This is a genomic window from Microbacterium phyllosphaerae (assembly GCF_050628115.1).
Taxonomy (GTDB): Bacteria; Actinomycetota; Actinomycetes; order Actinomycetales; family Microbacteriaceae; genus Microbacterium; species Microbacterium phyllosphaerae_A.
This window is the reverse complement of sequence record NZ_CP192502.1, coordinates 1,205,296-1,229,480: the sequence shown is the minus strand read 5'-3', so window position 1 is coordinate 1,229,480 and position 24,185 is coordinate 1,205,296. Positions and strand designations below refer to the sequence as shown.

General features: G+C 68.1%; 27 protein-coding genes. 17 read left to right on the top strand and 10 right to left on the bottom strand.

The genetic code is table 11. The features are described from left to right. Positions 1-70 precede the first annotated feature (70 nt). A complete protein-coding gene (locus tag ACQ4LY_RS05625) occupies positions 71-1,456 on the top strand; it encodes an LLM class flavin-dependent oxidoreductase (protein ID WP_431075039.1) in 1,386 nt (461 codons plus the stop codon). 19 nt (positions 1,457-1,475) lie between these two features. Here the strand turns inward: ACQ4LY_RS05625 and ACQ4LY_RS05620 are convergent, their stop codons facing one another. Next, positions 1,476-1,655 carry a hypothetical protein gene (locus tag ACQ4LY_RS05620; protein ID WP_431075038.1) on the bottom strand — a complete coding sequence of 60 codons (180 nt, stop codon included), beginning with the start codon at positions 1,653-1,655 and terminating at the stop codon, positions 1,476-1,478. Between the two features lie 101 nt (positions 1,656-1,756). Between ACQ4LY_RS05620 and ACQ4LY_RS05615 the strand changes: the two genes are divergently transcribed. The 8 genes from ACQ4LY_RS05615 to ACQ4LY_RS05580 all read left to right on the top strand — a co-directional run bounded on the left by ACQ4LY_RS05615 (position 1,757) and on the right by ACQ4LY_RS05580 (position 8,322). Then, complete coding sequence (locus ACQ4LY_RS05615; protein ID WP_431075037.1) at positions 1,757-2,206, top strand: carboxymuconolactone decarboxylase family protein; 450 nt, start codon at positions 1,757-1,759, stop codon at positions 2,204-2,206. A gap of 118 nt (positions 2,207-2,324) precedes the next feature. After that, on the top strand, positions 2,325-3,365 hold the full coding sequence (locus tag ACQ4LY_RS05610; protein ID WP_431075036.1) for an iron-containing redox enzyme family protein: 1,041 nt from the start codon (positions 2,325-2,327) through the stop codon (positions 3,363-3,365). Then, entirely contained in the window at positions 3,362-3,568 is a 207-nt protein-coding gene (locus ACQ4LY_RS05605) for a CDGSH iron-sulfur domain-containing protein (protein ID WP_056311097.1), read from the top strand. The genes ACQ4LY_RS05610 and ACQ4LY_RS05605 overlap by 4 nt, the downstream gene beginning before the upstream one ends. Before the next feature lie 182 nt (positions 3,569-3,750). Further along, a complete protein-coding gene (locus tag ACQ4LY_RS05600) occupies positions 3,751-4,428 on the top strand; it encodes a response regulator transcription factor (protein WP_431075035.1) in 678 nt (225 codons plus the stop codon). Continuing rightward, positions 4,421-5,752 carry a sensor histidine kinase gene (locus ACQ4LY_RS05595; RefSeq protein ID WP_431075034.1) on the top strand — a complete coding sequence of 444 codons (1,332 nt, stop codon included), beginning with the start codon at positions 4,421-4,423 and terminating at the stop codon, positions 5,750-5,752. Before ACQ4LY_RS05600 ends, ACQ4LY_RS05595 begins: the two co-directional genes overlap by 8 nt. Positions 5,753-5,795: 43 nt before the next feature. Then, positions 5,796-7,088 (top strand): glutaminase, encoded by a 1,293-nt coding sequence (locus tag ACQ4LY_RS05590; protein ID WP_431075033.1) that lies wholly within the window; start codon positions 5,796-5,798, stop codon positions 7,086-7,088. Between the two features lie 68 nt (positions 7,089-7,156). Continuing rightward, a complete protein-coding gene (locus ACQ4LY_RS05585) occupies positions 7,157-8,017 on the top strand; it encodes a hypothetical protein (protein WP_431075032.1) in 861 nt (286 codons plus the stop codon). Between the two features lie 77 nt (positions 8,018-8,094). Then, complete coding sequence (locus tag ACQ4LY_RS05580; RefSeq protein WP_431075031.1) at positions 8,095-8,322, top strand: RNA-binding S4 domain-containing protein; 228 nt, start codon at positions 8,095-8,097, stop codon at positions 8,320-8,322. A 13-nt stretch (positions 8,323-8,335) separates the two neighbouring features. Here ACQ4LY_RS05580 and ACQ4LY_RS05575 read toward each other — a convergent pair whose 3' ends face one another. Further along, positions 8,336-8,896, bottom strand: coding sequence for a dihydrofolate reductase family protein (locus ACQ4LY_RS05575; RefSeq protein ID WP_431075030.1), 561 nt, complete (start codon positions 8,894-8,896; stop codon positions 8,336-8,338). Positions 8,897-9,161: 265 nt separating this feature from the next. Between ACQ4LY_RS05575 and ACQ4LY_RS05570 the strand changes: the two genes are divergently transcribed. Further along, on the top strand, positions 9,162-10,058 hold the full coding sequence (locus ACQ4LY_RS05570; protein WP_431075029.1) for an SDR family oxidoreductase: 897 nt from the start codon (positions 9,162-9,164) through the stop codon (positions 10,056-10,058). 155 nt (positions 10,059-10,213) lie between these two features. Further along, positions 10,214-10,999, top strand: coding sequence for a DNA/RNA non-specific endonuclease (locus ACQ4LY_RS05565; RefSeq protein ID WP_431075028.1), 786 nt, complete (start codon positions 10,214-10,216; stop codon positions 10,997-10,999). Here ACQ4LY_RS05565 and ACQ4LY_RS05560 read toward each other — a convergent pair. Then, positions 10,996-11,406 (bottom strand): hypothetical protein, encoded by a 411-nt coding sequence (locus tag ACQ4LY_RS05560; protein ID WP_431075027.1) that lies wholly within the window; start codon positions 11,404-11,406, stop codon positions 10,996-10,998. The two genes, ACQ4LY_RS05565 and ACQ4LY_RS05560, sit on opposite strands and share 4 nt — an antisense overlap. Next, complete coding sequence (locus ACQ4LY_RS05555) at positions 11,403-12,299, bottom strand: RNA polymerase sigma-70 factor (RefSeq protein WP_431075753.1); 897 nt, start codon at positions 12,297-12,299, stop codon at positions 11,403-11,405. The genes ACQ4LY_RS05560 and ACQ4LY_RS05555 overlap by 4 nt, the downstream gene beginning before the upstream one ends. A gap of 207 nt (positions 12,300-12,506) precedes the next feature. On the opposite strand from ACQ4LY_RS05555, the gene ACQ4LY_RS05550 reads away from it, so the two are divergent. Both ACQ4LY_RS05550 and ACQ4LY_RS05545 read left to right on the top strand, forming a co-directional pair. Next, the gene (locus tag ACQ4LY_RS05550; RefSeq protein WP_431075026.1) at positions 12,507-13,268 is read left to right on the top strand and encodes an SDR family oxidoreductase; all 762 of its coding nucleotides are present in this window, start codon (positions 12,507-12,509) and stop codon (positions 13,266-13,268) included. Positions 13,269-13,353: 85 nt separating this feature from the next. Next, positions 13,354-14,109, top strand: a complete 756-nt coding sequence (locus tag ACQ4LY_RS05545; protein WP_431075024.1) for an SDR family oxidoreductase — start codon at positions 13,354-13,356, stop codon at positions 14,107-14,109. A gap of 884 nt (positions 14,110-14,993) precedes the next feature. Here the strand turns inward: ACQ4LY_RS05545 and ACQ4LY_RS05540 are convergent. Together ACQ4LY_RS05540 and dnaB are read right to left on the bottom strand one after the other, a co-directional pair. Next, positions 14,994-15,371, bottom strand: a complete 378-nt coding sequence (locus tag ACQ4LY_RS05540) for a hypothetical protein (RefSeq protein WP_431075022.1) — start codon at positions 15,369-15,371, stop codon at positions 14,994-14,996. 235 nt (positions 15,372-15,606) lie between these two features. Next, the gene (gene dnaB / locus ACQ4LY_RS05535; protein ID WP_056311057.1) at positions 15,607-16,980 is read right to left on the bottom strand and encodes a replicative DNA helicase; all 1,374 of its coding nucleotides are present in this window, start codon (positions 16,978-16,980) and stop codon (positions 15,607-15,609) included. 552 nt (positions 16,981-17,532) lie between these two features. Between dnaB and ACQ4LY_RS05530 the strand changes: the two genes are divergently transcribed. From ACQ4LY_RS05530 to ACQ4LY_RS05520, 3 genes are all read left to right on the top strand, one after another. Further along, entirely contained in the window at positions 17,533-18,555 is a 1,023-nt protein-coding gene (locus ACQ4LY_RS05530) for a hypothetical protein (RefSeq protein ID WP_431075021.1), read from the top strand. Positions 18,556-18,664: 109 nt separating this feature from the next. Beyond that, positions 18,665-20,509 (top strand): beta strand repeat-containing protein, encoded by a 1,845-nt coding sequence (locus tag ACQ4LY_RS05525; RefSeq protein WP_431075020.1) that lies wholly within the window; start codon positions 18,665-18,667, stop codon positions 20,507-20,509. Between the two features lie 325 nt (positions 20,510-20,834). Then, the gene (locus ACQ4LY_RS05520) at positions 20,835-21,323 is read left to right on the top strand and encodes a hypothetical protein (protein ID WP_431075019.1); all 489 of its coding nucleotides are present in this window, start codon (positions 20,835-20,837) and stop codon (positions 21,321-21,323) included. Between the two features lie 60 nt (positions 21,324-21,383). On the opposite strand, the gene rplI is transcribed toward ACQ4LY_RS05520, so the two are convergent. Genes rplI through rpsF form a run of 4 tightly spaced genes read right to left on the bottom strand, consistent with a single transcriptional unit; the run spans position 21,384 to position 23,039 of the window. After that, entirely contained in the window at positions 21,384-21,836 is a 453-nt protein-coding gene (gene rplI, locus ACQ4LY_RS05515; protein WP_431075018.1) for a 50S ribosomal protein L9, read from the bottom strand. A gap of 11 nt (positions 21,837-21,847) precedes the next feature. Further along, the gene (gene rpsR / locus ACQ4LY_RS05510; protein WP_042541518.1) at positions 21,848-22,102 is read right to left on the bottom strand and encodes a 30S ribosomal protein S18; all 255 of its coding nucleotides are present in this window, start codon (positions 22,100-22,102) and stop codon (positions 21,848-21,850) included. 50 nt (positions 22,103-22,152) lie between these two features. Continuing rightward, positions 22,153-22,665, bottom strand: a complete 513-nt coding sequence (locus ACQ4LY_RS05505) for a single-stranded DNA-binding protein (RefSeq protein WP_056311050.1) — start codon at positions 22,663-22,665, stop codon at positions 22,153-22,155. A 5-nt stretch (positions 22,666-22,670) separates the two neighbouring features. Further along, the gene (gene rpsF, locus ACQ4LY_RS05500; protein WP_341955863.1) at positions 22,671-23,039 is read right to left on the bottom strand and encodes a 30S ribosomal protein S6; all 369 of its coding nucleotides are present in this window, start codon (positions 23,037-23,039) and stop codon (positions 22,671-22,673) included. Positions 23,040-23,263: 224 nt separating this feature from the next. Here rpsF and ACQ4LY_RS05495 point away from each other — a divergent pair, with 224 nt between their 5' ends. After that, entirely contained in the window at positions 23,264-23,962 is a 699-nt protein-coding gene (locus ACQ4LY_RS05495) for a hypothetical protein (protein WP_431075017.1), read from the top strand. The last annotated feature ends 223 nt before the right edge of the window (positions 23,963-24,185 follow it).

Sequence of the window (24,185 nt, the reverse complement as noted above, 5' to 3'; positions counted from 1 at the left end):
CCGGGCGACTGTGTCCTCGCATGTCAGGGGCGCTGGTCACCACCACCCGGCTCGCGGTTTGCTTGACCGCATGAGCCGTCAGATTCGCTTCAACGCCTTCGACATGAACTGCGTCGCCCACCAGTCGTCCGGTCTGTGGCGGCATCCAGACGACCGCTCGCGTCAGTACAACACCATCTCGTACTGGACCGACCTCGCGAAGCTGCTCGAGAGCGCGACCTTCGACGGCATCTTCATCGCCGACGTCCTGGGCACCTACGACGTCTACGGCGGCACGAACGAGGCGGCGATCCGCAACGGTGCGCAGGTTCCCGTGAACGACCCGATCCTGCTCGTCAGCGCCATGGCCGCGGTCACCGAGCACCTCGGGTTCGGCATCACGGCAGGCACCGCCTTCGAGCACCCGTATCCCTTCGCGCGCCGGCTCAGCACTCTCGACCACCTCACCGACGGACGTGTCGGCTGGAACGTCGTGACCGGCTACCTGCCCAGCGCCGCACGCAACATGGGCCAGCAGGATCAGCTCGCGCACGACGACCGCTACGACCACGCAGACGAGTACGTCGAGGTGCTCTACAAACTGTGGGAGGGGTCGTGGGAAGACGACGCGGTCGTCGAAGACCGCGAACGCGGCATCTTCACCGATCCGTCGAAGGTGCACCCGATCGGCCACGAGGGCACGCACTTCAGCGTTCCCGGCATCCACATCTCCGAGCCGTCGCCGCAGCGGACCCCTGTCATCTACCAGGCGGGAGCCAGCCCCCGCGGCGTGCGCTTCGCATCGGAGAATGCCGAGGCGATCTTCGTCGCAGCCCCGTCGAAGGAGGTGCTCGCCGGCACGGTCAAGCGCATCCGCGACGCGCTCGAGGAGGCCGGACGCGACCGTTGCGACGCGAAGATCTACACGCTGCTCACCGTGATCACGGGCGAGACCAGCGCGGATGCCGCGGCGAAGCACGCCGAGTACCTGTCATACGCGAGCCCCGAGGGTGCACTGACCTTCATGTCCGGCTGGATGGGCGTCGACCTGTCGCAGTATGCGGAGGACGAGCCGGTCGGAAACGTCGAGTCGAACGCGATCCAGTCGGTGCTGCAGCACTTGAAGGAGGAGGCCGACCTCGGACGCGAGTGGACCGTCGGCGACTTCGGCCGCCACAATGCGATCGGCGGCCTCGGCCCCACCATCGTGGGCTCCGGCGTCGAGATCGCCGACGAACTGCAGTCGTGGGTCGAGGAGACCGACATCGACGGATTCAACCTCGCCTACGCGGTCACCCCCGGCACGTGGCAGGACGTGATCGAGCACGTCATCCCGGTGCTCCGCGAGCGTGGCGTCTACCCGAACGAGTACACGCCGGGCACGCTGCGCAACAAGCTGCAGGGCAAGGGCGACCGCGTGCAGGACACGCATCGCGCCGCCCGGTACCGGGTGGGCGCGAAGGCTCCCGTCGCCTGACCGACGCTCGCGGGCGCCGTCAGTCGGCCTTCGAAGTGAAGAGTCCGCGCAGCACCAGGAACACCACGACCGCGACGACGAGCACGATCGCGAGCTTGGCGATGAACCACAGGATCGAGAACAGCGCGCTGACGATCCACCAGGCGATCGCCACGGCGAGGATGACGCCGACGATGGTCCAGAGCGAGTTCTTGTTCATGGTTCCAGCCTAGGCGGCGGTGCCGACGTCACAGATCCGGACGCTGCGACGTCAGTACTCATGGAGGCGCATACGGCGCCCTCGTGAGCGAAGGAGACGACGTGACGCACGTCAACATCGGCAAGATCTACGCGGCCCCGTATCAGGCGATGCTGGAGTTCGCCGGCAAGGCCGCAGAAGCAGGGGCGGATGCCGGGCTCTCACCGCTGCTCGTCGAACTGGTGAAGGTGCGGGCGTCGCAGCTGAACGGCTGCGCCTTCTGCCTCAAGATGCACTGCGCCGACGCGGTCGAGGCGGGCGAGACGGCCGACCGACTGGCCGTGCTCGCCGGGTGGTGGGAGTCGCAGTACTTCAGCCCCGAGGAGCAGGCCGCACTGCAGATCGCCGAGAACGTGACCCTGATCGGCGACCACGGACGCCTCCAGGATCGCGGGGTCGAGATCGACGGCGTCCTGACCGAGAAGCAGATCGCCGCAGTGACGTGGCTCGCGGTCGTCATCAACAGCTGGAACCGCATCGCGATCAGCAGCCACTACCCGGTGCACGGCTGAGCGCTCGACGGCGGATGCCGAGCGGAAGGGCGGATGCTGCGGCATCCGCCCTTCCGCATCCGATGCGCCGCCGTCAAGACCCTTCACGGGTGGGCGGGACCGGGGCGAGACTGCGAGCATGTCTGCACCGGCCCTCACCCCCACCGCCCTCCATGGCATCACGCCGCGCGGTCCGCTCAGCGATGCCGTCATCCGCCGACTGACCGGTGGCGACGTCGACGATCTCGGCTCCCGCGCCGAGGCCGCGCTCGCGGCGAGCGCCGACGTCGTGCGGGATGACGACATCCAGCTCGCCCTCTTCGTGCTCTACGCGTCGTCGTACGGCTCTCTTCCCGATCTCGACCCGTCCCTCGAGTGGGATCCGGGTGTCGTCGCAACTCGAGGACTCCTCGAGCAGGCTTTCGAGCGCGAACTTCGGGCGACTGTGCCGACGCCCGCACTGCCGGAGCCGACCGTGGACGCCGTCGGACGAGCCCTGTTCGCGCTCGCCGAGGCCGACACCGGCCCGAGCCTGTCGCGGTACGTCGCGAAGAAGGCGACCGACGAGCAGATGCACGAGTTCTTCATGCAGCGCTCGATCTACACACTGCGCGAGGCCGATCCGCACTCCTGGGCCATCCCCCGCCTGCACGGGCGCGCGAAGGCCGCGCTCGTCGAGATCCAGTCCGACGAGTACGGCGGAGGGCGGCCCGACCGGGTCCACGCGACGATCTTCGCGCGGGCCATGCGCGGCGCGGGGCTGGACGACACCTACGGCGGCTATGTCGACGATGTGCCGGCGATCACGCTCGCCTCGCTCAACTCGATGTCGATGTTCGGTCTCAACCGGCGCCTCGTCGGGGCCATCGTCGGCCACCTCGCGGCATTCGAGATGACCTCATCGATCCCCAATCGCCTGTACGCCGACGGCCTGCGGCGCCTCGGCTTCGGCGAGGACGTCACCGACTACTTCGACGAGCATGTCGAGGCCGATGCCGTGCACGAGCAGATCGCGGCGCGCGATCTCGCGGGTGGTCTGGCCGAGGACCACCCCGAGCTGCTGCCCGACATCATGTTCGGAGCATCCGCCTGCCTCACCGTCGACGGATGGGCGGCGGGTCACATGCTCGACTCGTGGATGCGCGGCGAATCGTCGCTGCGACCGAGGGCGGATCGATGAGCGCGCGCGAGGATGCCGTCACCATCACCGCCTACCCCGACGGGCCGCTGCTCGTGCGCGGCGCAGCGGTGCTGGAGTCATCCGACGGCGAGCCGATCGAGGTCACGCGCCGCACGGTCGCGCTCTGCCGTTGCGGGCTCTCGACCATCAAGCCGTTCTGCGACGGCACGCACAAGGCAGCAGGGTTCCGCACCGACTCCTGACCTCTTCGGCGTCGGGCGTGGCAACGCCTCGGGAGGAGATCTGCGCCCCGGGAGGGGCATCTGCGGGAATCGGTCCTCCTGAGGAGCCGTTCTCCTCCCGAGGCCGCACGCAGGGATGCGGAGAGCAGGCGCGACGACCCCGCTTCAGCGCGGATTCAGCGTGCGCCCGCCACACTGGAGGAATGCGGATCCTGGTGGTGGACGACGAAGTGCGGTTGGCCGACGCCGTTCGCCGCGGGCTCGAGGCCGAGGGCTTCGCGGTCGACGTCGCGAACAACGGCGTCGACGGACTCTGGCGTGCGCGCGAGACCCGCTACGACGCGATCGTGCTCGACCTCATGATGCCCGGCATGAGCGGCTGGAAGGTGTGCGAAGCGCTGCGCGCCGAGGAGAACTGGACCCCCGTGCTCATGCTCACCGCCAAGGATGGAGAGTGGGATCAGGTCGAGGCCCTCGAGACCGGCGCCGACGACTACGTGACGAAGCCCTTCTCGTTCGCGATCCTCGTCGCCCGCATCCGCGCGCTGGTGCGCCGCGGCGCCGTCGCACGCCCCGCCGTGCTCGAAGCCGGAGACCTCAAGCTCGACCCCTCGTCGCACCACGTCTGGCGGGGCGAGACGCCCGTCACCCTGACCGCCCGCGAGTTCGCCGTGCTCGAATACCTGATGCGCCACCGAGGCCAGGTGCTGTCGAAGCGCGCGCTGATCGAGGGAGTGTGGGACGACGACTTCGACGGAGACCCGAACATCGTCGAGGTCTACGTAGGTCACCTGCGCCGCAAGCTCGACAAGCCCTTCGGACGTGAGGCGATCGAGACCGTCCGCGGTGCCGGCTACCGATTGGCGGCCGACGGTGGCTGACCGCCCCTGGAAGTCGGTGCGCGCGCGGACGACCCTCGGCGCGACTCTCGTCGTGGCCGTCGCGCTGTTGATCGGAGCGTTCTCGTTCTACGGCGTCCTGAGCTCCAGCATCCATGCCAGCGCCGAGCGCGCCGCCGAGCAGCGACTCGACGAGCTGACCGAACGCCTGGACGGACCCGGTGGCGGCCCTGGTGGAGGCCGCGGCATCGACACCCTCGACGACGAGCTCGTGCAGATCATCGGCGCTGACGGCTCGATCCGCTCGGCGAGCGAGGATGCCCGCGACGATCTGGGATCGAGTGCGCTCCCGATCGCGGACCATGCGCTCACGGTGACGATCGACGGCACGCCGATGCTCGTCGTCTCGGACGACCTCGAGAGCGACGAGACGCTCGTCCTGGCCGTCCCCATCGAAGACGACGATGAGACGCTGTCGACCGTCGTCGTGCTGCTCGCGGTCGCTGTCCCTCTGCTCCTCGTGCTCGTCGCGGTCACGACGTGGCTCGTCGTGGGTCGAGCTCTGCGCCCGGTCACACGCATCCGCCAGGAGGTCGACGGCATCACCGCCGAGCACCTGCACAATCGGGTCGAGGTGCCGGGGTCTGCAGACGAGATCGCAGCGCTGGCGACCACCATGAACCGGATGCTCGATCGCCTCGACGCCTCGGCGACGGCCCAGCGCCGGTTCGTCTCGGATGCCTCGCACGAGCTGCGCTCCCCGCTCGCGACGATCCGCCAGCATGCCGAGCTCGCCCAGGCGCATCCGGCGACGACCAGCATCGGAGAACTCGCCGAGGTCGTCTCGGACGAGGGTCTTCGTCTGCAGGGGATCGTCGAATCCCTGCTGCTGCTCGCTCGACTCGATGAGGGCGGGAGCACTCATGATGAGGCCGTCGACCTCGACGATCTCGCCCTCGGCGAGGCACGGCGGCTGCGGTCTCGAGGCATCGAGGTCGACAGCTCCGGCATCGGCGCGGCTCGCGTCGAGGGCGATCCACGGCTTCTCGGTCAGCTGTTGCGCAACCTCGCCGACAACGCCGCGCGGCACAGCGCGGGGCACGTGGCGATCAGCGTGATCCCGCAGGATGCCCACGTCTTCGTGACCGTCGAGGACGACGGCACGGGAGTGCCCCCGGACGAGCGCGAGCGCATCTTCGAGCGCTTCGTCAGACTCGACGAGGCACGCAGCCGGGATGCCGGCGGCAGCGGCCTCGGCCTGGCGATCGTCCACGGCATCGCCACGGCCAGCGGTGGAACCGTCTCGGTCGACGCTTCACGGTGGGGCGGCGCCCGGTTCGTCGTGACGCTCCCTCTCTCGGCCTGAGCGGCCCCGGCGGCCGAGAGTCGCGGCAGCGAGGCGTGGGAGCATGGTCGATATGCAGACCCCCATGATCGACTACCTCACCGTGCTGCTCGAGTCGTGCGGGGAGGATGCCGGCGAGGTCGCCTCGTACATCCCCGAGCTCGCCCAGGCCGACCCCGATCGGCTCGCGATCGCGGTGGCGACCCTCGACGGGGAGGTCTACGTCGCCGGGGATGCCGACGTGGAGTTCACGATCCAGTCGATCTCGAAGCCGTTCACGTATGCGCTCGCGATCGCCGACCAGGGGCTCGACGGCGTGCTCGAGCGGATCGACGTCGAGCCCTCGGGAGACGCCTTCAACGAGATCTCCCTCGAGCCCGAGACCGGTCGCCCGCGGAATCCGATGATCAACGCGGGTGCGATCGCCGCCCACGCTCTCGTGCAGGGCGCTGATGCGAATGCTCGGACCGAGCGCATCCTCGACCTCTACAGCCGCCTCGCGGGTCGCCGGCTCACGATCGCAGAGGACGTCTTCGAGTCCGAGCTGTCGTCGGCCGACCGCAACATGGCGCTCGCGTACATGCTGCGCACCGTCGGCACCCTCGACGCGGAACCGGCGGATGTGGTGCGCGGCTACACCCGGCAGTGCTCGGTGTCGGTCACGGTGCGTGACCTCGCCCGCATGGGGTCGGTGCTCGCCGCCGGGGGCCGGACGTCAGACGGCGAACAGGTGATCGACCCCGCCATCAACCGACAGGTGCTGAGCGTCATGACCACATGCGGCATGTACGACTCGGCCGGCGACTGGCTGACCTCGGTCGGCATCCCCGCGAAGAGCGGCGTCGCAGGCGGCCTGATGGGGGTGCTTCCCGGACAGGTCGGCATCGCCGTGTTCTCGCCTCGACTCGACCCGCACGGCAACAGCACTCGTGGCGTGCGCATGTTCGAGCGCATGAACCACGATCTCGGCCTGCACCTGATGACCTCGACGGACGTGGCTCGCTCCGTGTCGCGCCGCGTCGAGCACGACGGCGCGACCGTGCACGAGATCGCCGGCGACCTGCATTTCATGGAGGCCGAGCGTGTGCTGCGCGGATTCGCGGAAGAGCCCGAGGGCGACGACCCTGTCATCGTCGACCTCGACCGGGTGCAGCGCGCCAACGACATCGCCAAGCGGATGCTGCTCGAAGGCGTCCGCCGCCTGCACCTCGACGGTCATGACGTGCGGATCGTCGACCCGTGGAGCGTGCTCGGCAGTGCGGAGACCGGAACGGGCGAGCTCGTGCACGGCGAGCAGGCGCATGGCGGCTACATTCCTGCATCCTTCCCCGACGTGCCGAGCGCGATTCGCGGCTGAATCCGTTCCTGAAGATCGCTTCAGGAGGCTTCAGGGTGGCTTCAGCACCCTCGCGAGAGCATCGAGACATGAACGACAAGAACCCGACCCCCGACCAGACGCCCGAGAACCTCCCGTCGAACCCGACCCCGACCCCGCCGGCGCCTCCCGCACCGCCTGCCCCCCAGGCGACTCCCGCCCACGACGCCGAGACCGTCCCCGTCGCACCGCTCGCCGCTGACTCGACGGCCGCTCCGGCATCCGCTCCGGCAGCCCCGGCAGCCGCGGCTCCCGCCAAGCCCGGACGCAAGCGTGCGCTCCTGATCGGCGGCGGGATCGCCGCCGCCGTCGTCCTCGTGGGAGGCGGCGTGGCCCTCGGCGCAGCTGTCGGCGACGAGTTCGGCGACGACGACCGTCCGTCGATCTCCGACGGCCCGCGCGGCGACGCGGACGATCGCGGAGGCCAGCCCGGCGACGACCGTGACGGCGACCGCGACGACGAGCAGGGCGCACCGCAGGGCGGAGGCCCCGTCACCGGGATCGGCACCGATTCGGCCGACGATCTCGTCGCGATCGCGGATGCCGCACGCGGAGCAGCCGAGGGCGATGTCACGTCGATCGACGCGAAGCGCGACGGCACGTGGGAGGTGCAGCTGACCGCCGCGAACGGCAGCGAGACCGAGGTGCGTGTGGGCGTCGACCTCGCTGCCACCGTCATCTCGACCGAGCAGGACGACGACTCCGCCCCGACCCACACGCTCGACGAGGCGGCCATCCGCGCTCTGGTCGACGCCGCGCTGGCCGAGGCCGACGGGATGATCACCGACCTCGACGCCGACAACGACAACGTGAGCCCCTACGACGCCTCGGTGCTCACGAGCGACAACCGCTCGATCGACATCGACTTCAGTGCGGACTACGCCGTCGTCGGCACCGACATCGACGACTGAGCGTCCGCGTCGTTCTTCGAGCCGTCGACCCTTCGGGGTCGGCGGCTCGACGCGTCCGCGGCGGTTAGCATTCAGTCATGACGAATTCCGGTCCGATCGACGACGTCTCCATCGGCGGAGAGATGATCCGCCTCGGCCAGTTCCTGAAGTTCTCGGGACTCCTCGACTCCGGCGGCAACGCCAAGGAGGTCGTGATCGACGGATTCGTGAGGGTGAACGACGAGGTCGATCGCCGTCGCGGGCGCCAGCTGCATGACGGCGACCTCGTCACCTTCGAGGGCCGCACGGTTCGCGTGCGCCCCTGACCGCGCGCGTTCTCTACGGACGCGCGGTCTGATAGCGGAGGAACATCACGCCCCTGCCGAACCGGCGATCCTCGAGCAGTTCGAGGTCGACGTGCACGCCGTCGGGGAAGAACGGTTTGCCGCCACCGACGATCCCCGGACCGATGAACAGGCCGAACTCGTCGACCAGTCCGGCGCGGATCGCCGCCCCCGCGAGCGTCGGACCGTCGACCGTCAGGTCGCTGTCGGACTCGGCCTTCCAGCGTTCGACCGCCTCGGGATCGAAGGACCGCTCGAGACGCGTGCGCTCGCTCGAGACCTCGGTGAGGGTCGTCGAGAACACCACCTTGTCTGCCGCCTGCCACACGCGCGCGTAGTCGATCGCCACCTGCGGCTGATCGGGTTCGAGATGCGCGGTCTCCCAATAGACCATCGTCTCGTACATGCTCCGCCCGTAGAGATAGGTGCCGACGTCGGCGAACTGCCTGTTGATGAAGTCGTGCAGCTCCTCGTTGAGCGCCCAGTCGAACCCGCCGTCCGGCCCGCTGACGTAGCCGTCGAGCGACGTGATCATGGAGTAGATGAGTCGGCCCATGCGGCGAGGCTACCCCCGGCGCTCTAGCGGGTCGACCCCTTCCCTGTGCTGCTGCTCTGGACTGCCTTCGGGAGGAGACCTGTCCCTCGGGAGGAGAGATCTGCGAAATCGCTCCTCCCGAGGAGGTGTTCTCCTCCCGAGCCGCAGGGAGCCTTCCCGACCGGTCCCCTAGCGACCAGTGCCGCGACGCGCAAGGCGCTGGCCGAGATCGCGACGTCGGCGCACGCTGGAGCCATACCCCCACCCCGCGACCGAGAGGAATCCCATGTCTCGTGACCAGTACACCTTCGTCAACCCCGCCGAGCTCTACTCCGACATCGAGCCCGAGAAGCAGCACATGCCCGAGCCGGGGCTCGACGCGGATCTCGCGCCGAAGGCCGATCTCGGCGAGGACACTTACCGCGGCACCGGCCGCCTGACCGGCCGCAAGGCGCTCATCACGGGCGGCGACTCCGGCATCGGAGCTGCCACCGCGATCGCGTTCGCGCGCGAGGGTGCCGATGTGGCTCTCTCGTACCTTCCGGAGGAGGAAGAGGATGCAGCGCGCATCGCCGGCATCCTGCGCGACGCCGGCGCGAACGTCGCCCAGATCCCGGGCGACCTGCGGGATGCCGAATACTGCCGCACGCTGGTCGCCGAGGCGGTCGGCGCACTGGGCGGCCTCGACATCCTGGTCAACAACGGCGGCAAGCAGGTGTACCAGGAGTCGCTGACCGACATCACCGACGAGCAGTTCGACGACACCTTCAAGACCAACGTGTACGCGATGTTCTGGCTCACGAAGGCGGCGCTCCCGCACCTTCCGGCGGGCTCCGCGATCATCAACACCACGTCGATCCAGGCGTACTCGCCTTCGGACATCCTCGTCGACTACGCCTCGACCAAGGCGACCATCAACGCGTTCACGAAGGGCCTCGCGCAGCAGCTCGCGCCGAAGGGCATCCGCGTGAACGCCGTGGCTCCGGGTCCGATCTGGACGCCGCTGCAGCCCAGCGACGGACAGCCGCAGGAGAAGCTGCCTGAGTTCGGCGAGAACACCCCGCTCGGCCGCATGGGTCAGCCGGCCGAGCTCGCCCCCGCCTACGTCTTCCTCGCCTCTGCGGAGTCGAGCTACGTCGCCGGCGAGACGCTCAACGTCAACGGCGGGATGCCGACGCCGTGACCCGCTGAGTGCGAACGCCCCTTCCCGAGACGATCGGGAGGGGGCGTTCCTGCGCAGCGTCCCTCGTCGATGTCGGCGCCCCTCGTCGATGTCGGCGCCATTCGTCGATGTCGGCGCCATTCGTCGATGTCGGCGCCACAGGGCAATATGGCGGTATGTCAGACGGATACGACCTCGACTTCCTTTCGACACGGCTGCCTCTGCCTCGGCCGGCACGGGAGACGACCGCACTGACCTACCCGCGCTTCACGGTGCTGCTCGACACCGACCGCCGGCTGGCAGTCGTGACAGGTGTGAACATCGACGGTGCGCTGCTGCGCGAGCAGCCCCGCACCGGTGAGTGGCGTCTCGATCCCCGAGTCGCCGCCGACCTGCAGACCGGCGCCGAGGTGTACTCGCGCAACGACCTCGACCGGGGACACCTCGTGCGTCGGCGCGATCCCGGGTGGGGCGATGCCGACGACGCTCGCGCGGCCACCGAGGCCACGTTCTTCTACCCGAATGCGGCTCCGCAGGCAGCCGGATTCAACCAGTCGAAGGAGCTCTGGCTGGGCCTGGAAGACCACGTGCTCGAGTATGCCGAGACGACCGATCAGAAGCTCTCGGTCTTCACGGCCCCTGTTCTCGGCGCCGAGGATCCGCCCTACCGGGGCATCCGCATCCCCCTCCGGTTCTGGAAGGTGGCCGCGTGGCGGGGGCCCGATGGCCTGGCATCCGCCGGTTTCGTCCTCGACCAGAGCGAGCTCGTCGAGACCTCCGACGGCCTTCTCGCTGCGCCTCCGCTCGGCGCCTTCCGCACGTTCCAGGTGCCGGTCGCCGAGATCGCGCAGATCACGGGTGTCGATCTCGGAGTGCTGTCCGACGCCGACGTACTGCGTCGACGCAGCGCCCGACCGACCGAGTGGATCTCGCTGACGACGTCGGCCGACATCACGCTCTAACCGTCGACCGCCCGATTCCAGTGCCTCAGCTTCTCGGGATTGCACACGACCCACACCGTCGACAGCAGCCTCGGGCGAGGCTCCGCCGTGATCGCCGCAATGACCGCGCCGTCTCGCCGGAGCACGATGCCCTGAACGCTGTTGATCGACGCGACGGTCACCGAGGTGTCACCCGTCATCAGAGCCAGCAGGCCTGCGGATGCCGCACCATGCCCCGCGAGAGGGGTCGATGACTCCGGCACCAGACCGCCGCTGTCGATGACCAGCACCACGTCGAGCCGCAGCAGCGATCGGATGCGTGTCCGGTCACCCGTCGTGAGCGCGATCGCCAGGTCTTCCATGACCGTCCCGCCTGCGGCTGCACGGCGTCTCCGGCGCAGCCACGCCGGGTACTGCCTGCGGGTCATGCGCCGACCGGGGTGACGTGTCCGAGCTTCTGCGGGCTCATGACCCAGAGCAGCTGTTCGATGCCGTCGCCGGACGTCGTGACGGTCACCATCGTCGTGACCTCCCCGTTCTCGGTGAGCGTCGCCGCCGGCTGACCGTTGACCTCGACCCAGTCGATGGTCTTGCCCGTCCAGAAGTGGTGCGCGAACGCAGCGACGAACTTCGCCACCCTCCCCCGTCCGATCACCGGGATCCTCGCGGCGAGCTTCACCCCGTTGCCATCGGTGTAGCTGACCACGTCGTCGGCGAACAGCTTCTCGAGCTCCTGCGCATCCCCCTTTTGGGCCGCGGTGAGAAATGCCTCGAGCAGACGCCGCTGGCGCGAGGGCTCGACCTCGGTCTGTGTGGACGACGTCAGATGCGCTCGGGCTCGGCTCACGAGCTGCCGAGCACTGACCACGCTCGAGGAGATCACCTCGGCGATGCGCGGATACGGATAGTCGAAGGCCTCCCGCAGGATGTACGCGGCACGTTCGGTGGGTGTGAGCTTCTCGAGGGTCAGGAGGATGGCGAACTGCAGCGCCTCTGCACGCTCGGCGCCGAGGGCGGGGTCATCGTCGGTGTTCACCGGCTCGGGCAGCCACGGGCCGATATAGGTCTCCCGCTTCGCGCGCGCCGATTGCAGCACGTTGATCGAGAGTCGGGTTGTGACGGTCGTCAGGAAGGCTCCCGGTTCTCTCACCTGCGTCCGGTCGGTGTTCTGCCAGCGGATCCACGTGTCCTGCACGATGTCCTCCGCGTCAGCCACCGTGCCGAGCATCCGGTACGCGATGCCGAACAGCCGCCGTCGCTGCGCGGCGAAGATCTGCACCGCGGTGTCGAGGTCGCCGCCGGGCGCGCCGTCCTCCGTCATTCCTGTCACGTGTTCACTCTCCACTGCCTGACGCATCTCCGCATCCCTCCGAGCACGACGACGCGCCGTCGGCGCCCGTCCTCAGTGATGACCGGCGGGACGACGCATCTGTGACGAACGAGGCACATCCCGTCACATCCGGCGCACCTCACCGGTCAGAACAGGTAGGCGCGGACCCCGCGTCATCCCATCGATCACAGGAGCGACATGAGAATCACGGTCATCGGCGGAACCGGCCTGATCGGCACCAGGGTCGTGCGCAGCCTGCGCGATTCAGGGCACGACATCGTCATCGCATCGCGCGCCACAGGAGTGAACTCCTTCACCGGAGAAGGACTGGATGCCGCCCTCTCGGGCGCGGAGGTCGTCGTCGACGTGTCGAACTCGTCGTACACCGACGAGGCTGCGGCCCAGGAGTTCTTCTACACCTCGACCATGAACCTGCTCAGCTACGGCGAAGCGGCGGGCGTCGTCCACCACGTGGCACTCTCGGTGGTCGGCACCGCTCGCCTCGCTCGGGCGCAGGGCGGTTATTTCATCGCCAAGGAGCAGCAGGAGCGACTGATCGCGGCATCCGGTCGTCCGTACTCCCTCGTGCACGCGACGCAGTTCTTCGAATTCATCCGCAACATCACCGACCACGCCCTGCGGGAAGGTGCCGCGCACGTCGCCGATGTGCTGGTGCAGCCCATGGCTGCCGACGACGTCGCGACCGCCGTGGCGCAGTCGGCACTCGCCGAGCCCCGCTTCGGGGTGATCGAGTTCGGCGGACCCGAGGTGTTCAGCCTCGCGGAGCTCGCCGCCCTCGACCTGCGGGCGCGTCAGGACGAACGCGAGGTGGTGGCGGATGCTCTGGGCACCTACTTCGGTGCGCATCTCACCGCGCGCGACCTGCTCCCGGAGGCCACGGCGACGATCGCGCCGACGAGGTACCACGACTGGCGCGTGCAGACGCCTGTCGTCGTCTGAGCCGCCACCGCGTCACATCCCCGGCCGCTGCGCGGTCATACCTGACAGACGCCATCCCGGCGTCACCTCTACGAAAGGCTTGGACATGGCAAAGATCGTCGTCATCGGAGGCACCGGCCTCATCGGCTCGAAGGTCGTCGCGAAGCTGACCGCGCACGGCCACGAGGCCGTCGCCGCGTCGCCGAACACGGGCGTCAACTCCCTGACCGGTGAAGGACTGGCGGAGGTGCTGGTCGGCGCGGACGTCGTCGTCGATGTCTCCAACTCGCCGTCGTTCGCTGCGGACGACGTGCTCGAGTTCTTCACGACGTCGACACGCAATCTGCTCGCCGCTGAGGCCGCCGCCGGCGTGAAACATCATGTCGCGCTCACGATCGTCGGAACGAACCGTCCTCAGAACATCGCGTACTTCGCGGCGAAGGTCGCGCAGGAGAAGCTCATCCGCGACTCGGGCATCGCCTATTCGCTCGTGCATGCCACGCAGTTCTTCGAGTTCGTCGGCAGCATCGCCGACATCTCGACCGAAGGCGACACGGTGACGCTGCCGGGCGCGCTCATCCAGCCCATCGCCGCGGAAGACGTCGCCACCGCCGTCGCGCGCGCCGCCGCCGGAGAGCCGACAGGCGACATCGAGATCGCGGGGCCCGAGGCCTTCGGCATGGACGAGTTCGCACGTCGGGCCCTGGCATTCCGCGGCGACTCCCGGACGGTCGTCCGCGACGACAGCGCTCCGTATTACGGGGCGCAGATCGAGGAGCGCACTCTCATCCCCGTCGATGGTGCTCACATCTTCGAGACGACGCTCGAGGAATGGCTGCCACTGAACCCGCCGCGCAAGTAGCGGCGGCCACGACAGCGCAGCGGCGGCCCCTCCCATCTTCCCGGGTTCCGAAATACCGGTTGACAATAGGGCTTGCGCGAAGGGTTCACCGGTGTCACGCTTACGTCACAGCTCTGTCGCGCTGTAACGCGACAGCTGGGGTGCCGCCCATATGGCGGCATCGGATGGGGCGCCCTTTCTGCCGCCTCCCCCGTGGTGGGGGCGTCCCGTCCATCCCCTGACTCGTGAGATCGGAGAGGATCCGCCTTCGCGGCCGTCGCTCGGTCGACGTCAGTCTCGATGATCCCGACTGCGTGACCGGGTTGCCTGCCTCATCGAACGTGTAGGCCGTCGTAGTGCCATCGGGATAGGTGAGCGAGTCGCGAAGACCCGCCGGCGTGTGGTGTCGTACTCGGACCACCTCGGCTACGTCATCAAAGCCATGAACCTGGAGGGAGGCGGCAAGGCGGTCGCGCGAAAGGTCATCAGCACCGAGCGGGTCACGGATCAGGGTCGTCGCCCCGTGCAGGTCGCTGGCTGTCGTGGCAGGGTCGAACCCGTCCCACGCGGTCGCGGTCGTGTTCGTGCCATGCGGGGTCTGGTCGGTAACCGTGGTGCGCCGGTCGAGCCCGTCATACCCGTACGACGTGGACCGGCCATCCGCCTGCGTCCCGAGAAGAGCGAATCACGAAGAACCGCCGGCGTGTACGAGGAGGTGAGGGTCTGGTCGTTCGTGTCGGTCTGCTCGAGCAGGCGCCCGACCTTGTCGCACATCCACCTCGTGGTGCCCGCGAAGATGACCGGCACGCCCTCATCGCTCACAAACTTGAAATTGTCGACGGCGCCAGTCTTCGCGTTCCTCACGTGATGGATATTCACTCCGTTCGCGGCCTGCTGCATCTCAACTAGCGGTGCGTGCTCCCGATAGCTCGGATATCCTCTGCTGCGGCGTCACCGAGCGGAGTGCTCGACAGCCACGTGATCTCGTCCGCCAGAGGGTTCGGGTTTCCTTCCACCACCCATCGGGACGCTACCCGATGTATCGCCTCGCCCGCAGAACAATTCCAAGGCACGAATCCGGGGCCCTGGAAGCCTCCAGGGAGCATCAGCCCGGTCGATATCAATTCTGCGATCACGCCAATTGCGAGATCCCGCGTATCTTCGCTCGAAGCCATTCCCGCATCCTTCGCCACCCCATATACCCAGCTGGCGGAGATGTAGTCGATGGCACCTTCAAGAAGTATCGCGTCTCGAACAGAGATTTTGGGGTGGGTATCGTTCATCTTCTCTCCTTACTCGACGATATGGATCTTGAACTTCCCGCCGTCAGGGAAGGTGATATTAATTGTGGCAAGCCCCGATTTCGACTCGCTTCGATAGCCGATCCGTGTTCCGTCACACGCGAAAGCCCCCAGTCGTTACCCCATCGAGACGTAGAGACCGCGTCAATCGCCGCTGTGACGCGGACCACCCCACCCGGCTCCTCGCCGGTCGCCCAGGATTGGCCGGAAACCTAGATCAGTTGAAGTCGCCGCCGGGCGCCATGTCGTGGAAGCGCGAGTAGTGACCCTGGAAGGCCACGGTGATCGTCGCGGTCGGACCGTTACGGTGCTTGGCGACGATCAGGTCGGCCTCGCCGGGTCGCACGTCTTTGTCGTAGACCGAGTCGCGGTGCAGCAGGATGACCATGTCGGCGTCCTGCTCGATCGAGCCGGACTCACGCAGGTCGCTGATCGCAGGCTTCTTGTCCTGGCGCTGCTCGGGACCACGGTTCAGTTGCGACAGTGCGATGACCGGCACCTGCAACTCCTTCGCGATGAGCTTGAGGCTGCGGGAGAACTCCGAGACCTCCTGCTGACGCGACTCGACGCGCTTGCCCGAGGTCATCAGCTGCAGGTAGTCGATGATGACCATGCGCAGCCCCTCGCGCTGCTTGAGCCGGCGGCATTTCGCACGGATCTCGACCAGGGTCATGTTCGGGCTGTCATCGATGTAGAGGGGGGCGTCGTTGATGCGCCCTCGGGTCGCCGCGACTGTGGTCCAGTCACGAGGGTCGAGGTTTCCCTTTCGCATGTTCTGCAGGGGGATCTGGCCTTCAGCGCTGAGCAGACGCATAGCGATCTCGCTCTTGCCCATCTCGAGTGAGAAGAAGACCGAGGGGAGGTTGTGACCGATGGAGGCCGCGCGCGCGAAGTCGAGCGCGAGCGTCGACTTACCCATGGCGGGTCGAGCGGCTACGACGATCATCTGGCCGCCGTGCAGGCCATTCGTGAGCTCGTCGAGCTCTTTGAAGCCCGTCGGGACGCCTGTCATCGAGCCGTCGCGACCGCTGGCGGCCTCGATCTCTTCGAGCGCGGCGTCGACCGCGATCTGCAGCGGGACGTAGTCCTCGGTGGTCTCCGAGCCGGTGATCGAGTAGATCTCGGCCTGAGCGTTGTTGACGAGGTCGGTCGCGTCGCCCTGCCCGTCGTAGCCGAGCTGCACGATGCGGGTGCCGGCGTCGACCAGGCGGCGCAGGATCGCACGCTCCGAGACGATACCCGCGTAGTAGCCGGCGTTGGCCGCGGTGGGGACGATCGAGGTGAGCGTGTGCAGATAGTCGGCACCGCCGGCGCGGCTGAGCTCGCCCGTCTTGATGAGCTCGTCGGTGACGGCGACGACGTCGGTCGGCTCGCCGTGCGAATAGAGCGAGAGGATCGCCTCGAAGATCAGCTCGTGCTTGGGAATGTAGAAGTCGGCGCCCCTGAGCGTCTCGATCACGTCGGCGACGGCATCCTTCGACAGCAGCATTCCGCCGAGCGCGCTCTGCTCCGCGAGGAGGTCGTGCGGAGGGGTCCGCTCGGGCGGGCGCTTGCCGCCGAGGCGATCCTCGGAGATGTCAGCGATCGACACAGTGTTCCCTTCGATGCGACGAGCATGGTGGAGCGGAGATGCTTCCCGGGTCTCGTACTGCGCTGTCGCGGCCGTTTCGAAGCCTTCTGCGCAGCAAACCAGGTGCTTCCGACATCGGGTCGCTGCACCACGCTACGAGCGGGGGTTTTCGGTCGCAACACACCCTGTGGATAACTCTGTGGAAAGCGTGCGAACAAGTCCGGAGAGTCTGTGCAGAACGGGTGTGGATAAGTCGGTGGACTACCTCGTGAACGACTTTTCTTTATCCCTCTGAACTGGGCTTTTCAGTTTCCCCACCCTGTGGATGAGAAAGTGGTTCAACTGCGCATTGAAGGTTTATCGAATCCGGTACGGGATGTGTAGAACCTGGGGAAAGTCAAGCCGAGATTTCACCGGGCGCGTCACACTCCGAGGCCCCCGGAAATGTGCGCGTGATGTCATCGTTCTCGAGCAGATCACTCTAGACATGCCGGAATACCGGGAGTATCGTCACCTCCAATCGGCGCGACGTGCGTCGAACGAACGATCGTCTCTCGGGGGAGGGAAGTCGACGTGAACGCTCAGGCAACCCGGCGCGGCCTTCCGGCCATCGCCCTCTGGGGTGGCGTGGGTGCGCTCGCGTGGGCGGCGATCACCGTCCTCACCGGAGGGTCCTCCGCGCATGCCGACGAGAGTTCGGACGCTCCCCTGTTCGACGGAGTCACGTCGCTCGTGAGCCAGACGGTCTCCTCGGTCGGCGACACCGTCACCGCGGTGACCTCGCCGATCGTCACACAGGTCGTGAAGCCCGTCGTCACCGAAGTGGTCGCACCCGTCGTGACCCAGGTGGTCGCACCGGTGCAGCAGGCGGCTCCCCCGGTCGTCGAGCACGTCTCCGAGACGATCACGCAGGTCCCCGTCGTGGGGCCCGCCGCAGCTCCCGTCGTCGAGGCGGTCACCGATACCGCGCAGGCCGTGGTCGCTCCGGTCACTGATCTGCTCACCGACGCCCCGGCCTCTCAGATCGTCACCCCGGTGCAGGAGGCTCTCGCAGCCCTCCCCGGCGTCGGCCGTCTGATCGAAGAACTCGGCGTCGACACACTGCTCGATGACGTCATCGGTGTCGTCGACGCGACGACCGACGTGGTCGGCGGAGTGGTGGAGACCACCGTTCCTCCCGTGCTCACCGCCCTCGACCCGAACCACTCGGAGAGCGGGCCGTCGATTCCCGGTCTGGACTCGCTGGGCTTCGTTGTCGACGGCCCCTCGGCCTCGACACCTCCGGCTACACCTGCGTCCTCTCGCGCACAGCCGGCCGGGGACTCCGCAGCATCCGCTCTTCAGCCGGTGGCCCACCCCGCTGCCCCGGCCACGAGTGCGCCCGAATCCGGCGACACCGCCCCCTTCACGCCGCCCGTCGGCGCACCGGTGGCGCCCTCCTCGTCTGCCGGTTCCGGCGGAGCATCCGCTTTCTCCCACGCGCGTCTCAGCGACGTGGGCGTTCCTGCGTTCCGTACTGTGGAACGCACTCCCGGTGCACCCGACGACGTCCTGCCGACGTCTCTGGTCGCCGACACCGACGTCTCTCCTGACTGACGGGTTGTCCGGTCGTTCCTCGTGAACGACAGATGCCGTGCTGCGCGCGCACACTCTCTTTCGCGTGCACCCATCCAGACACACCCATTTCAGTCAGGAGAAGGTCATCATGCGTACTTTCATCAAGCGGGCCCTGTGGGGCACGCTTCTCGCCGGCGGGATCACCCTGCTCGGCGCGACTGCCGCCAATGCGGCAGACACCTCGGGAGAAGACGGTCTCCTCTCGGGGACTCAGGCGGATGCCCCGATCTCGGTGCCCGTCACGATCGTGGACAATGCGATCTCGATCCTCGGGAACTCGTCCGCGCAGCCGGCCCCAGCCCCGGCCCCGGCCCCGGCCCCAGCACCGGCTCCGGCTCCGGCTCCGGCTCCCACCACGAGCGGCGATTCCGGCACCGCGTCCGGCACCCAGGCCGTCGTGGACGTCACACTGCCCGTCACGGTGACAGGCAACGCGATCACGGTGCTCGGCAACTCGTCGAGCAGCGCGGCTCCGGAAGCGCCGGCCGAGGCTCCCCAGGCCCCGGCTCCCACCGCTCCGGCCCCGTCGATCACGACGAACGGAATCGACGGACTGCTGTCGGGCACCCAGGCCCTGCTGCACGTCGACGTCCCCGTCACCGTGTCGGGAAACTCCGTCGCACTGCTCGGCGAGAGCGAGACTCTCGGAGAGGATGCCGCAGCACCGACCTCCTCGGGCGCCCCGACGAGCGGTTCCGTCACCCCGTCCACATCGGGCGATGACGGCGTCGGCAGCGGAACGCAGGTCACTGCGCCGGTCACCGCACCCGTGAACGTCTCGGGCAACGCCATCTCACTCCTCGGAGAGAGCTCGGCGACAGGCGGAACGGCTCCGGCCTCCCCCGCTGCAGCACCCACCACGATGACCGGGACTTCCGGCGACGACAGCATCCTGGGCGGCAGCCAGGTCACCGCACCCGTCACCGCACCCGTGAACGTCTCGGGCAACGCCATCTCGCTCCTCGGAGAGAGCGGAGTCACCGGTGGAACGGCTCCGGCAGGAACCGCCGCGGGCGGCTCGACCGGCGGCACCACCACGGGCGACGATGGAGTCCTGGGCGGCAGCCAGGTCACCGCACCCGTCACCGCACCCGTGACGGTCTCGGGCAACGGGATCGCGATCCTCGGCGAGAGCTGGGCGAACGGCGGAACGGCTCCGGCCTCGCCCGCCGCTGCGACGGCCCCCGCGACGGGAGCTGCGACGTCGGGCGATGACGGGGTCGGCAACGGCACCCAGGTCACCGCACCCGTCACCGCACCCGTGACCGCCACAGGCAACGCCATCTCCGTCCTCGGAGACAGCGCCGTCACCGGCGGAACCGGATCTGCAGCACCCGCTGCAGGCGGCCCGACCGGCGGCACCACCACCGGAGACGACGGCATCCTCGGCGGCACCCAGGTCACCGCACCCGTCACCGCACCCGTGACCGCCACCGGCAACGCCATCTCCGTCCTCGGAGACAGCGCCGTCACCGGCGGAACCGGATCCGCAGCACCCGCTGCAGGCGGCCCGACCGGCGGCACCACCACCGGAGACGACGGCATCCTCGGCGGCACCCAGGTCACCGCACCGATCGCGCTTCCGATCACGATCGGCGGCAACGCCATCGCCGTGGTCGGTGAGAGCACGGTGACGACCCCGGGGACCACTCCGGGAACGGACCCGGGAACGGACCCGGGAACAGACCCCGGAACGGATCCGGGTACGGACCCCGGAACAGACCCCGGTACCGACCCGGGAACCGATCAGAGCACCGATTCCGGTGCGACGTTCACTGCGGCTCTCACCAGCGGCGGTTCGGTGACCGCGGCCGGATCCGCGCAGGGACTCGCCGCCACCGGCGGCTCGTCCTCGCTCGGATACGCCGCGGTGGCCGCACTCCTGCTCCTCCTCGGAGCCGGGATGCTGCGCCGTCGCCACGCGATGGCATAGCCCAGACCCCGGCGGTGTCGTCATCCTCGGGGGAGGAGATGCGGCACCGTCGGTGTGCGGATCCCGTGACGCGGTGAGCAAGGGTCCCCAGCCCCGCCCGCGGTCTGCGATGCCGCACAGTTCACGGATGCCCCGCGTCCCCAACGCGGGGCATCCGTCGTGCCCTCACATGCGAGTCGGACCAGCGGCTCGGGCTCGGCTGCTTAGACTCGCTCCGGGAGGTGACCATGCAGATCGATCACCGACGGCTGGCGCTCGCGCCTCAGGGAGGGCGAGGGCATCGCCGACTGGGCACGCACACGGGTCCGCCCTCGGAGCGCCCCGGATGACTCGCAGCCCCCAGCGTCTGCGGTGGGCGGTCAACGGTGCCCGGACCTTCGATGTTCCGACGACCGCCACGCGCACGGCGCTCACCGAGATCGACCGTGCCGTGCGGGCCATGCATTTCCGCTCCGATGCGCTGCCGCCCGACTCGGGCGCGCACCGGGTCTACCGACGGGGATCAGCGCTGGGAGACGTGCTGATCGGGGGCAGCGGCCTCTCGGCGATCACGAGCCGGATCGGACCCCTCTCCGTGCACGGAGTGATCGTCGTCTCGCTCGACGGATACGGCGCAGACTCCACTCGGGTGATCGTCTCACTCGTGGCCGGTTCGCACGGCGGGGGCGACTTCGTCGACGCAGTGGACGCGGCGCTGCGCCTGATCGGCTCCCACCACATTCCCGTGAACGACGCAGGCTGGTCACGCGCCGTCGACGTCGACCGGATGTCCCCGGCGAACCCCCACCGCGCCGCAGAGCTCGATCTCATCTGACCCGCACACGCAGAACGCCCCCTGTCCCGGAGGACAAGGGGCGTTCGAGAGCGTCGCGCCTTACTTGGCGGCGACGACCTGCAGCGTGATGACTGCGGTCACGTCGTCGTGCAGACGGACCGTGGCCTCGTGCTCACCGGTCGTCTTGATCGCCGACGGGATGTGCACCTTGCGCTTGTCGATCGAGCCGAGACCCGCGGCTGCGACAGCATCCGCGATGTGATCGGTCTTGACCGAACCGAAGAGACGCCCCTCGTTGCCGGCCTTGACGGCCAGGCGCACCTTGGTGGCCTCGAGAGAGTTCTTCAGGGCCACGGCCTCGTCGCGGTCGTGGATCGCACGCGCCTGACGAGCAGCCTGGATCGAAGCGACCTGCTTTTCGCCACCGCGGGTCCACGCCGTAGCGAAGCCCTGGGGGATGAGGTAGTTACGGGCGAACCCGTTCTTGACCTCGACCACGTCACCGGCGCTACCAAGCCCGGCGACCTCGTTCGTGAGAATCAGCTTTGCCATCTCGTTACCCCTTACCGGCCGGCGCCAGCGTAGGGCAGGAGTGCCATTTCGCGTGCGTTCTTGATCGCGGTGGCGATCAGACGCTGCTCCTGCACCGAAACACCGGTGATACGACGGGCACGGATCTTGCCGCGCTCCGAGACGAACTTACGGAGGGTGGAGACATCCTTGTAATCGATGACTCCGACCCGGATCGACTTCGCGGGAGCGGTGGGCTTGCCACCCTTCCGCGGCTTGCGGCGGTCGCCGCTCGACTTTCCAGCCATTGTTTTTCCTTAGTTTTGAGACGGATGCCGAAGCATCCGGAGATCCTGTTTCAGAAGGGGGTGTCGTCGCCGAAGCTGCCCGGAGTGCTCCAGGCATCTGCGCTGGTCGACGAGCCGGGCGTGGACCACGGCTCCTCCGACACCTGCTGCTGCTGAGCGGGGCGCGACTGTCCGCCGCCACCGCCGCCACCACCGGTCGAGGCCGCACGGGTGACCTGAGCAGTCGCGTACCGAAGCGAGGGGCCGATCTCGTCGACCTCCAGCTCGATCGCGGTGCGCTGGTTGCCCTCGCGGTCCTGGTAGGAGCGCTGACGCAGACGGCCCTGCGCCATGACGCGCATTCCCTTGGTCAGCGAACCCGCCACGTGCTCGGCGAACTCACGCCAGACCGACGCACGGAGGAACAGCGCTTCGCCGTCCTTCCACTCGTTGGCGGCGCGGTCGAAGTTCCGAGGCGTCGAAGCGATGGTGAAGTTCGCCACCGGCAGTCCGTTCTGCGTGTAGCGCAGCTCGGGGTCGGCCGTGAGGTTGCCCACCACGGTGATGACTGTTTCGCCGGCCATCGGACTCAGGCCTTCGCAGCCTTGGCGGCCTTGCGGGCAGCCTTCTCTTCAGTGCGCTTGGCCTCCGAAGCGACCATCGCCTGAGCTTCCTCAGAGCGAAGGACCTTCGTCCGCATGATCTGCTCGTTCAGCTTCAGCTGACGGTCGAGCTCCTGCGTGGCCTCGCTGGTGGCGGTGAAGTTGACGACGGCGTAGATGCCCTCGTTCTTCTTCTGGATCTCGTAAGCCAGACGGCGCTTGCCCCAGATGTCGACCTTGTCAATCGAGCCACCATCGTTGGTGATGACCTTCAGGAACTTGTCGAGCGTAGGGGCGACCTGGCGCTCGTCGATCTCGGGGGTCAGAATGACCATGAGTTCGTACTGGTGCGTCACTTACCCACCTCCTTCGGACTAGAACGGCTTCCGGGACTTTCCCGGAAGCAGGAGGGTGTGTGCACGTCATCCGCCGAGCCACCCGAGTGGGTGCCTGATGACAGACAACCTTGACAGTCTAGCGGAGAAAACTTCGGGCCGCCTCCACACGCATCGCCTCGGAGTTGGCATGCTGGTACTCGTGCGTGCCGACAGGCACGACGACGACCGAAGGGGGAAACGCCATGCGCGTGAACAAGTGGGGTGTCGGCATCATGCTCGCCGCCGCCGTAGTGCTGACCGGATGTACCGCAGGTTCCGACGAGCCTGCCGAAGACAAGCCCACCGCGGCTGCGGAGGAGACCACCGCACCCGAGTCCGACTGCCCCGAGCTGTCCGACGGCGCGACCGTCGACGGCGCAGCACTCGGCGCCTGCATCACCGAGGCGATGACCGACACCGCCGGCTACGCCGCCAAGACCAGCATCCTGGGCATGGACACGACCGCTCGGTACAACCCGGGAACGGATGCCGTCGAGACCATCACGCCGATGGGATCGCTCATCGTGATCGGTGACGACGCCTGGGTGAAGACGGCCACGAGCGAGTGGCAGGTCGCCGACCCCAACTCGAGCGACCCGATCATCGCCGCCCTCAGCAGCGGTGCGCAGACCGCCGCCGACACCGATCCCGCGACCGCCGCGGGCGCTCTCACCGGCGAGTTCACCGTCACCGGCACCGGCACGCGCCTGGGCCAGGACGTGTACCTCCTGACCGGCACCTCCGAGGCGCAGGGTGTCGCGGTCGACGTGACCTTCGAGGTCACGAGCGACTACGTGGTGCTCGCCACGACCGGCACCACCGAGGCCGCCGGCCAGACCATCGAGACCTCGCTGGAGATCACCGAGTGGGACGTCGAGCAGGACATCGTCGCACCGCTCTGATCCACGAGCAGACACTGCGGGCCGGGGCGATCGCCTCGGCCCGCAGTGCGTTCCGGAGGATGCGCGACCTGCCGGGACTCGGGCCGGCGCCTCGGGAGGAGAACCCGCCCTCGGGAGGAGCGTTGAGCCGCGGGCATCCTCCCCTGGCGCAGTTCTCCTCCCGAGCGCGCGATGCCGGACCTGGGATCCGGATGCGAGACGCGAGACCTGGGATCGGATGCGG

What these genes read in the sequence shown, in the direction of transcription:
- ACQ4LY_RS05520 (WP_431075019.1), top strand. Translation starts at nt 20,835, where the DNA reads ATGACTCGCAGCCCCCAGCGTCTGCGGTGGGCGGTCAACGGTGCCCGG.
- rpsR (WP_042541518.1), bottom strand. Translation starts at nt 22,102, where the DNA reads ATGGCTGGAAAGTCGAGCGGCGACCGCCGCAAGCCGCGGAAGGGTGGC.
- ACQ4LY_RS05625 (WP_431075039.1), top strand. Translation starts at nt 71, where the DNA reads ATGAGCCGTCAGATTCGCTTCAACGCCTTCGACATGAACTGCGTCGCC.
- ACQ4LY_RS05600 (WP_431075035.1), top strand. Translation starts at nt 3,751, where the DNA reads ATGCGGATCCTGGTGGTGGACGACGAAGTGCGGTTGGCCGACGCCGTT.
- ACQ4LY_RS05525 (WP_431075020.1), top strand. Translation starts at nt 18,665, where the DNA reads ATGCGTACTTTCATCAAGCGGGCCCTGTGGGGCACGCTTCTCGCCGGC.
- ACQ4LY_RS05570 (WP_431075029.1), top strand. Translation starts at nt 9,162, where the DNA reads ATGTCTCGTGACCAGTACACCTTCGTCAACCCCGCCGAGCTCTACTCC.
- ACQ4LY_RS05560 (WP_431075027.1), bottom strand. Translation starts at nt 11,406, where the DNA reads ATGACCCGCAGGCAGTACCCGGCGTGGCTGCGCCGGAGACGCCGTGCA.
- ACQ4LY_RS05580 (WP_431075031.1), top strand. Translation starts at nt 8,095, where the DNA reads ATGACGAATTCCGGTCCGATCGACGACGTCTCCATCGGCGGAGAGATG.
- ACQ4LY_RS05495 (WP_431075017.1), top strand. Translation starts at nt 23,264, where the DNA reads ATGCGCGTGAACAAGTGGGGTGTCGGCATCATGCTCGCCGCCGCCGTA.
- ACQ4LY_RS05505 (WP_056311050.1), bottom strand. Translation starts at nt 22,665, where the DNA reads ATGGCCGGCGAAACAGTCATCACCGTGGTGGGCAACCTCACGGCCGAC.
- ACQ4LY_RS05610 (WP_431075036.1), top strand. Translation starts at nt 2,325, where the DNA reads ATGTCTGCACCGGCCCTCACCCCCACCGCCCTCCATGGCATCACGCCG.
- ACQ4LY_RS05605 (WP_056311097.1), top strand. Translation starts at nt 3,362, where the DNA reads ATGAGCGCGCGCGAGGATGCCGTCACCATCACCGCCTACCCCGACGGG.
- ACQ4LY_RS05590 (WP_431075033.1), top strand. Translation starts at nt 5,796, where the DNA reads ATGGTCGATATGCAGACCCCCATGATCGACTACCTCACCGTGCTGCTC.
- ACQ4LY_RS05620 (WP_431075038.1), bottom strand. Translation starts at nt 1,655, where the DNA reads ATGAACAAGAACTCGCTCTGGACCATCGTCGGCGTCATCCTCGCCGTG.
- ACQ4LY_RS05540 (WP_431075022.1), bottom strand. Translation starts at nt 15,371, where the DNA reads ATGAACGATACCCACCCCAAAATCTCTGTTCGAGACGCGATACTTCTT.
- ACQ4LY_RS05555 (WP_431075753.1), bottom strand. Translation starts at nt 12,299, where the DNA reads ATGACGGAGGACGGCGCGCCCGGCGGCGACCTCGACACCGCGGTGCAG.
- ACQ4LY_RS05550 (WP_431075026.1), top strand. Translation starts at nt 12,507, where the DNA reads ATGAGAATCACGGTCATCGGCGGAACCGGCCTGATCGGCACCAGGGTC.
- ACQ4LY_RS05585 (WP_431075032.1), top strand. Translation starts at nt 7,157, where the DNA reads ATGAACGACAAGAACCCGACCCCCGACCAGACGCCCGAGAACCTCCCG.
- ACQ4LY_RS05565 (WP_431075028.1), top strand. Translation starts at nt 10,214, where the DNA reads ATGTCAGACGGATACGACCTCGACTTCCTTTCGACACGGCTGCCTCTG.
- rplI (WP_431075018.1), bottom strand. Translation starts at nt 21,836, where the DNA reads ATGGCAAAGCTGATTCTCACGAACGAGGTCGCCGGGCTTGGTAGCGCC.
- ACQ4LY_RS05545 (WP_431075024.1), top strand. Translation starts at nt 13,354, where the DNA reads ATGGCAAAGATCGTCGTCATCGGAGGCACCGGCCTCATCGGCTCGAAG.
- ACQ4LY_RS05575 (WP_431075030.1), bottom strand. Translation starts at nt 8,896, where the DNA reads ATGGGCCGACTCATCTACTCCATGATCACGTCGCTCGACGGCTACGTC.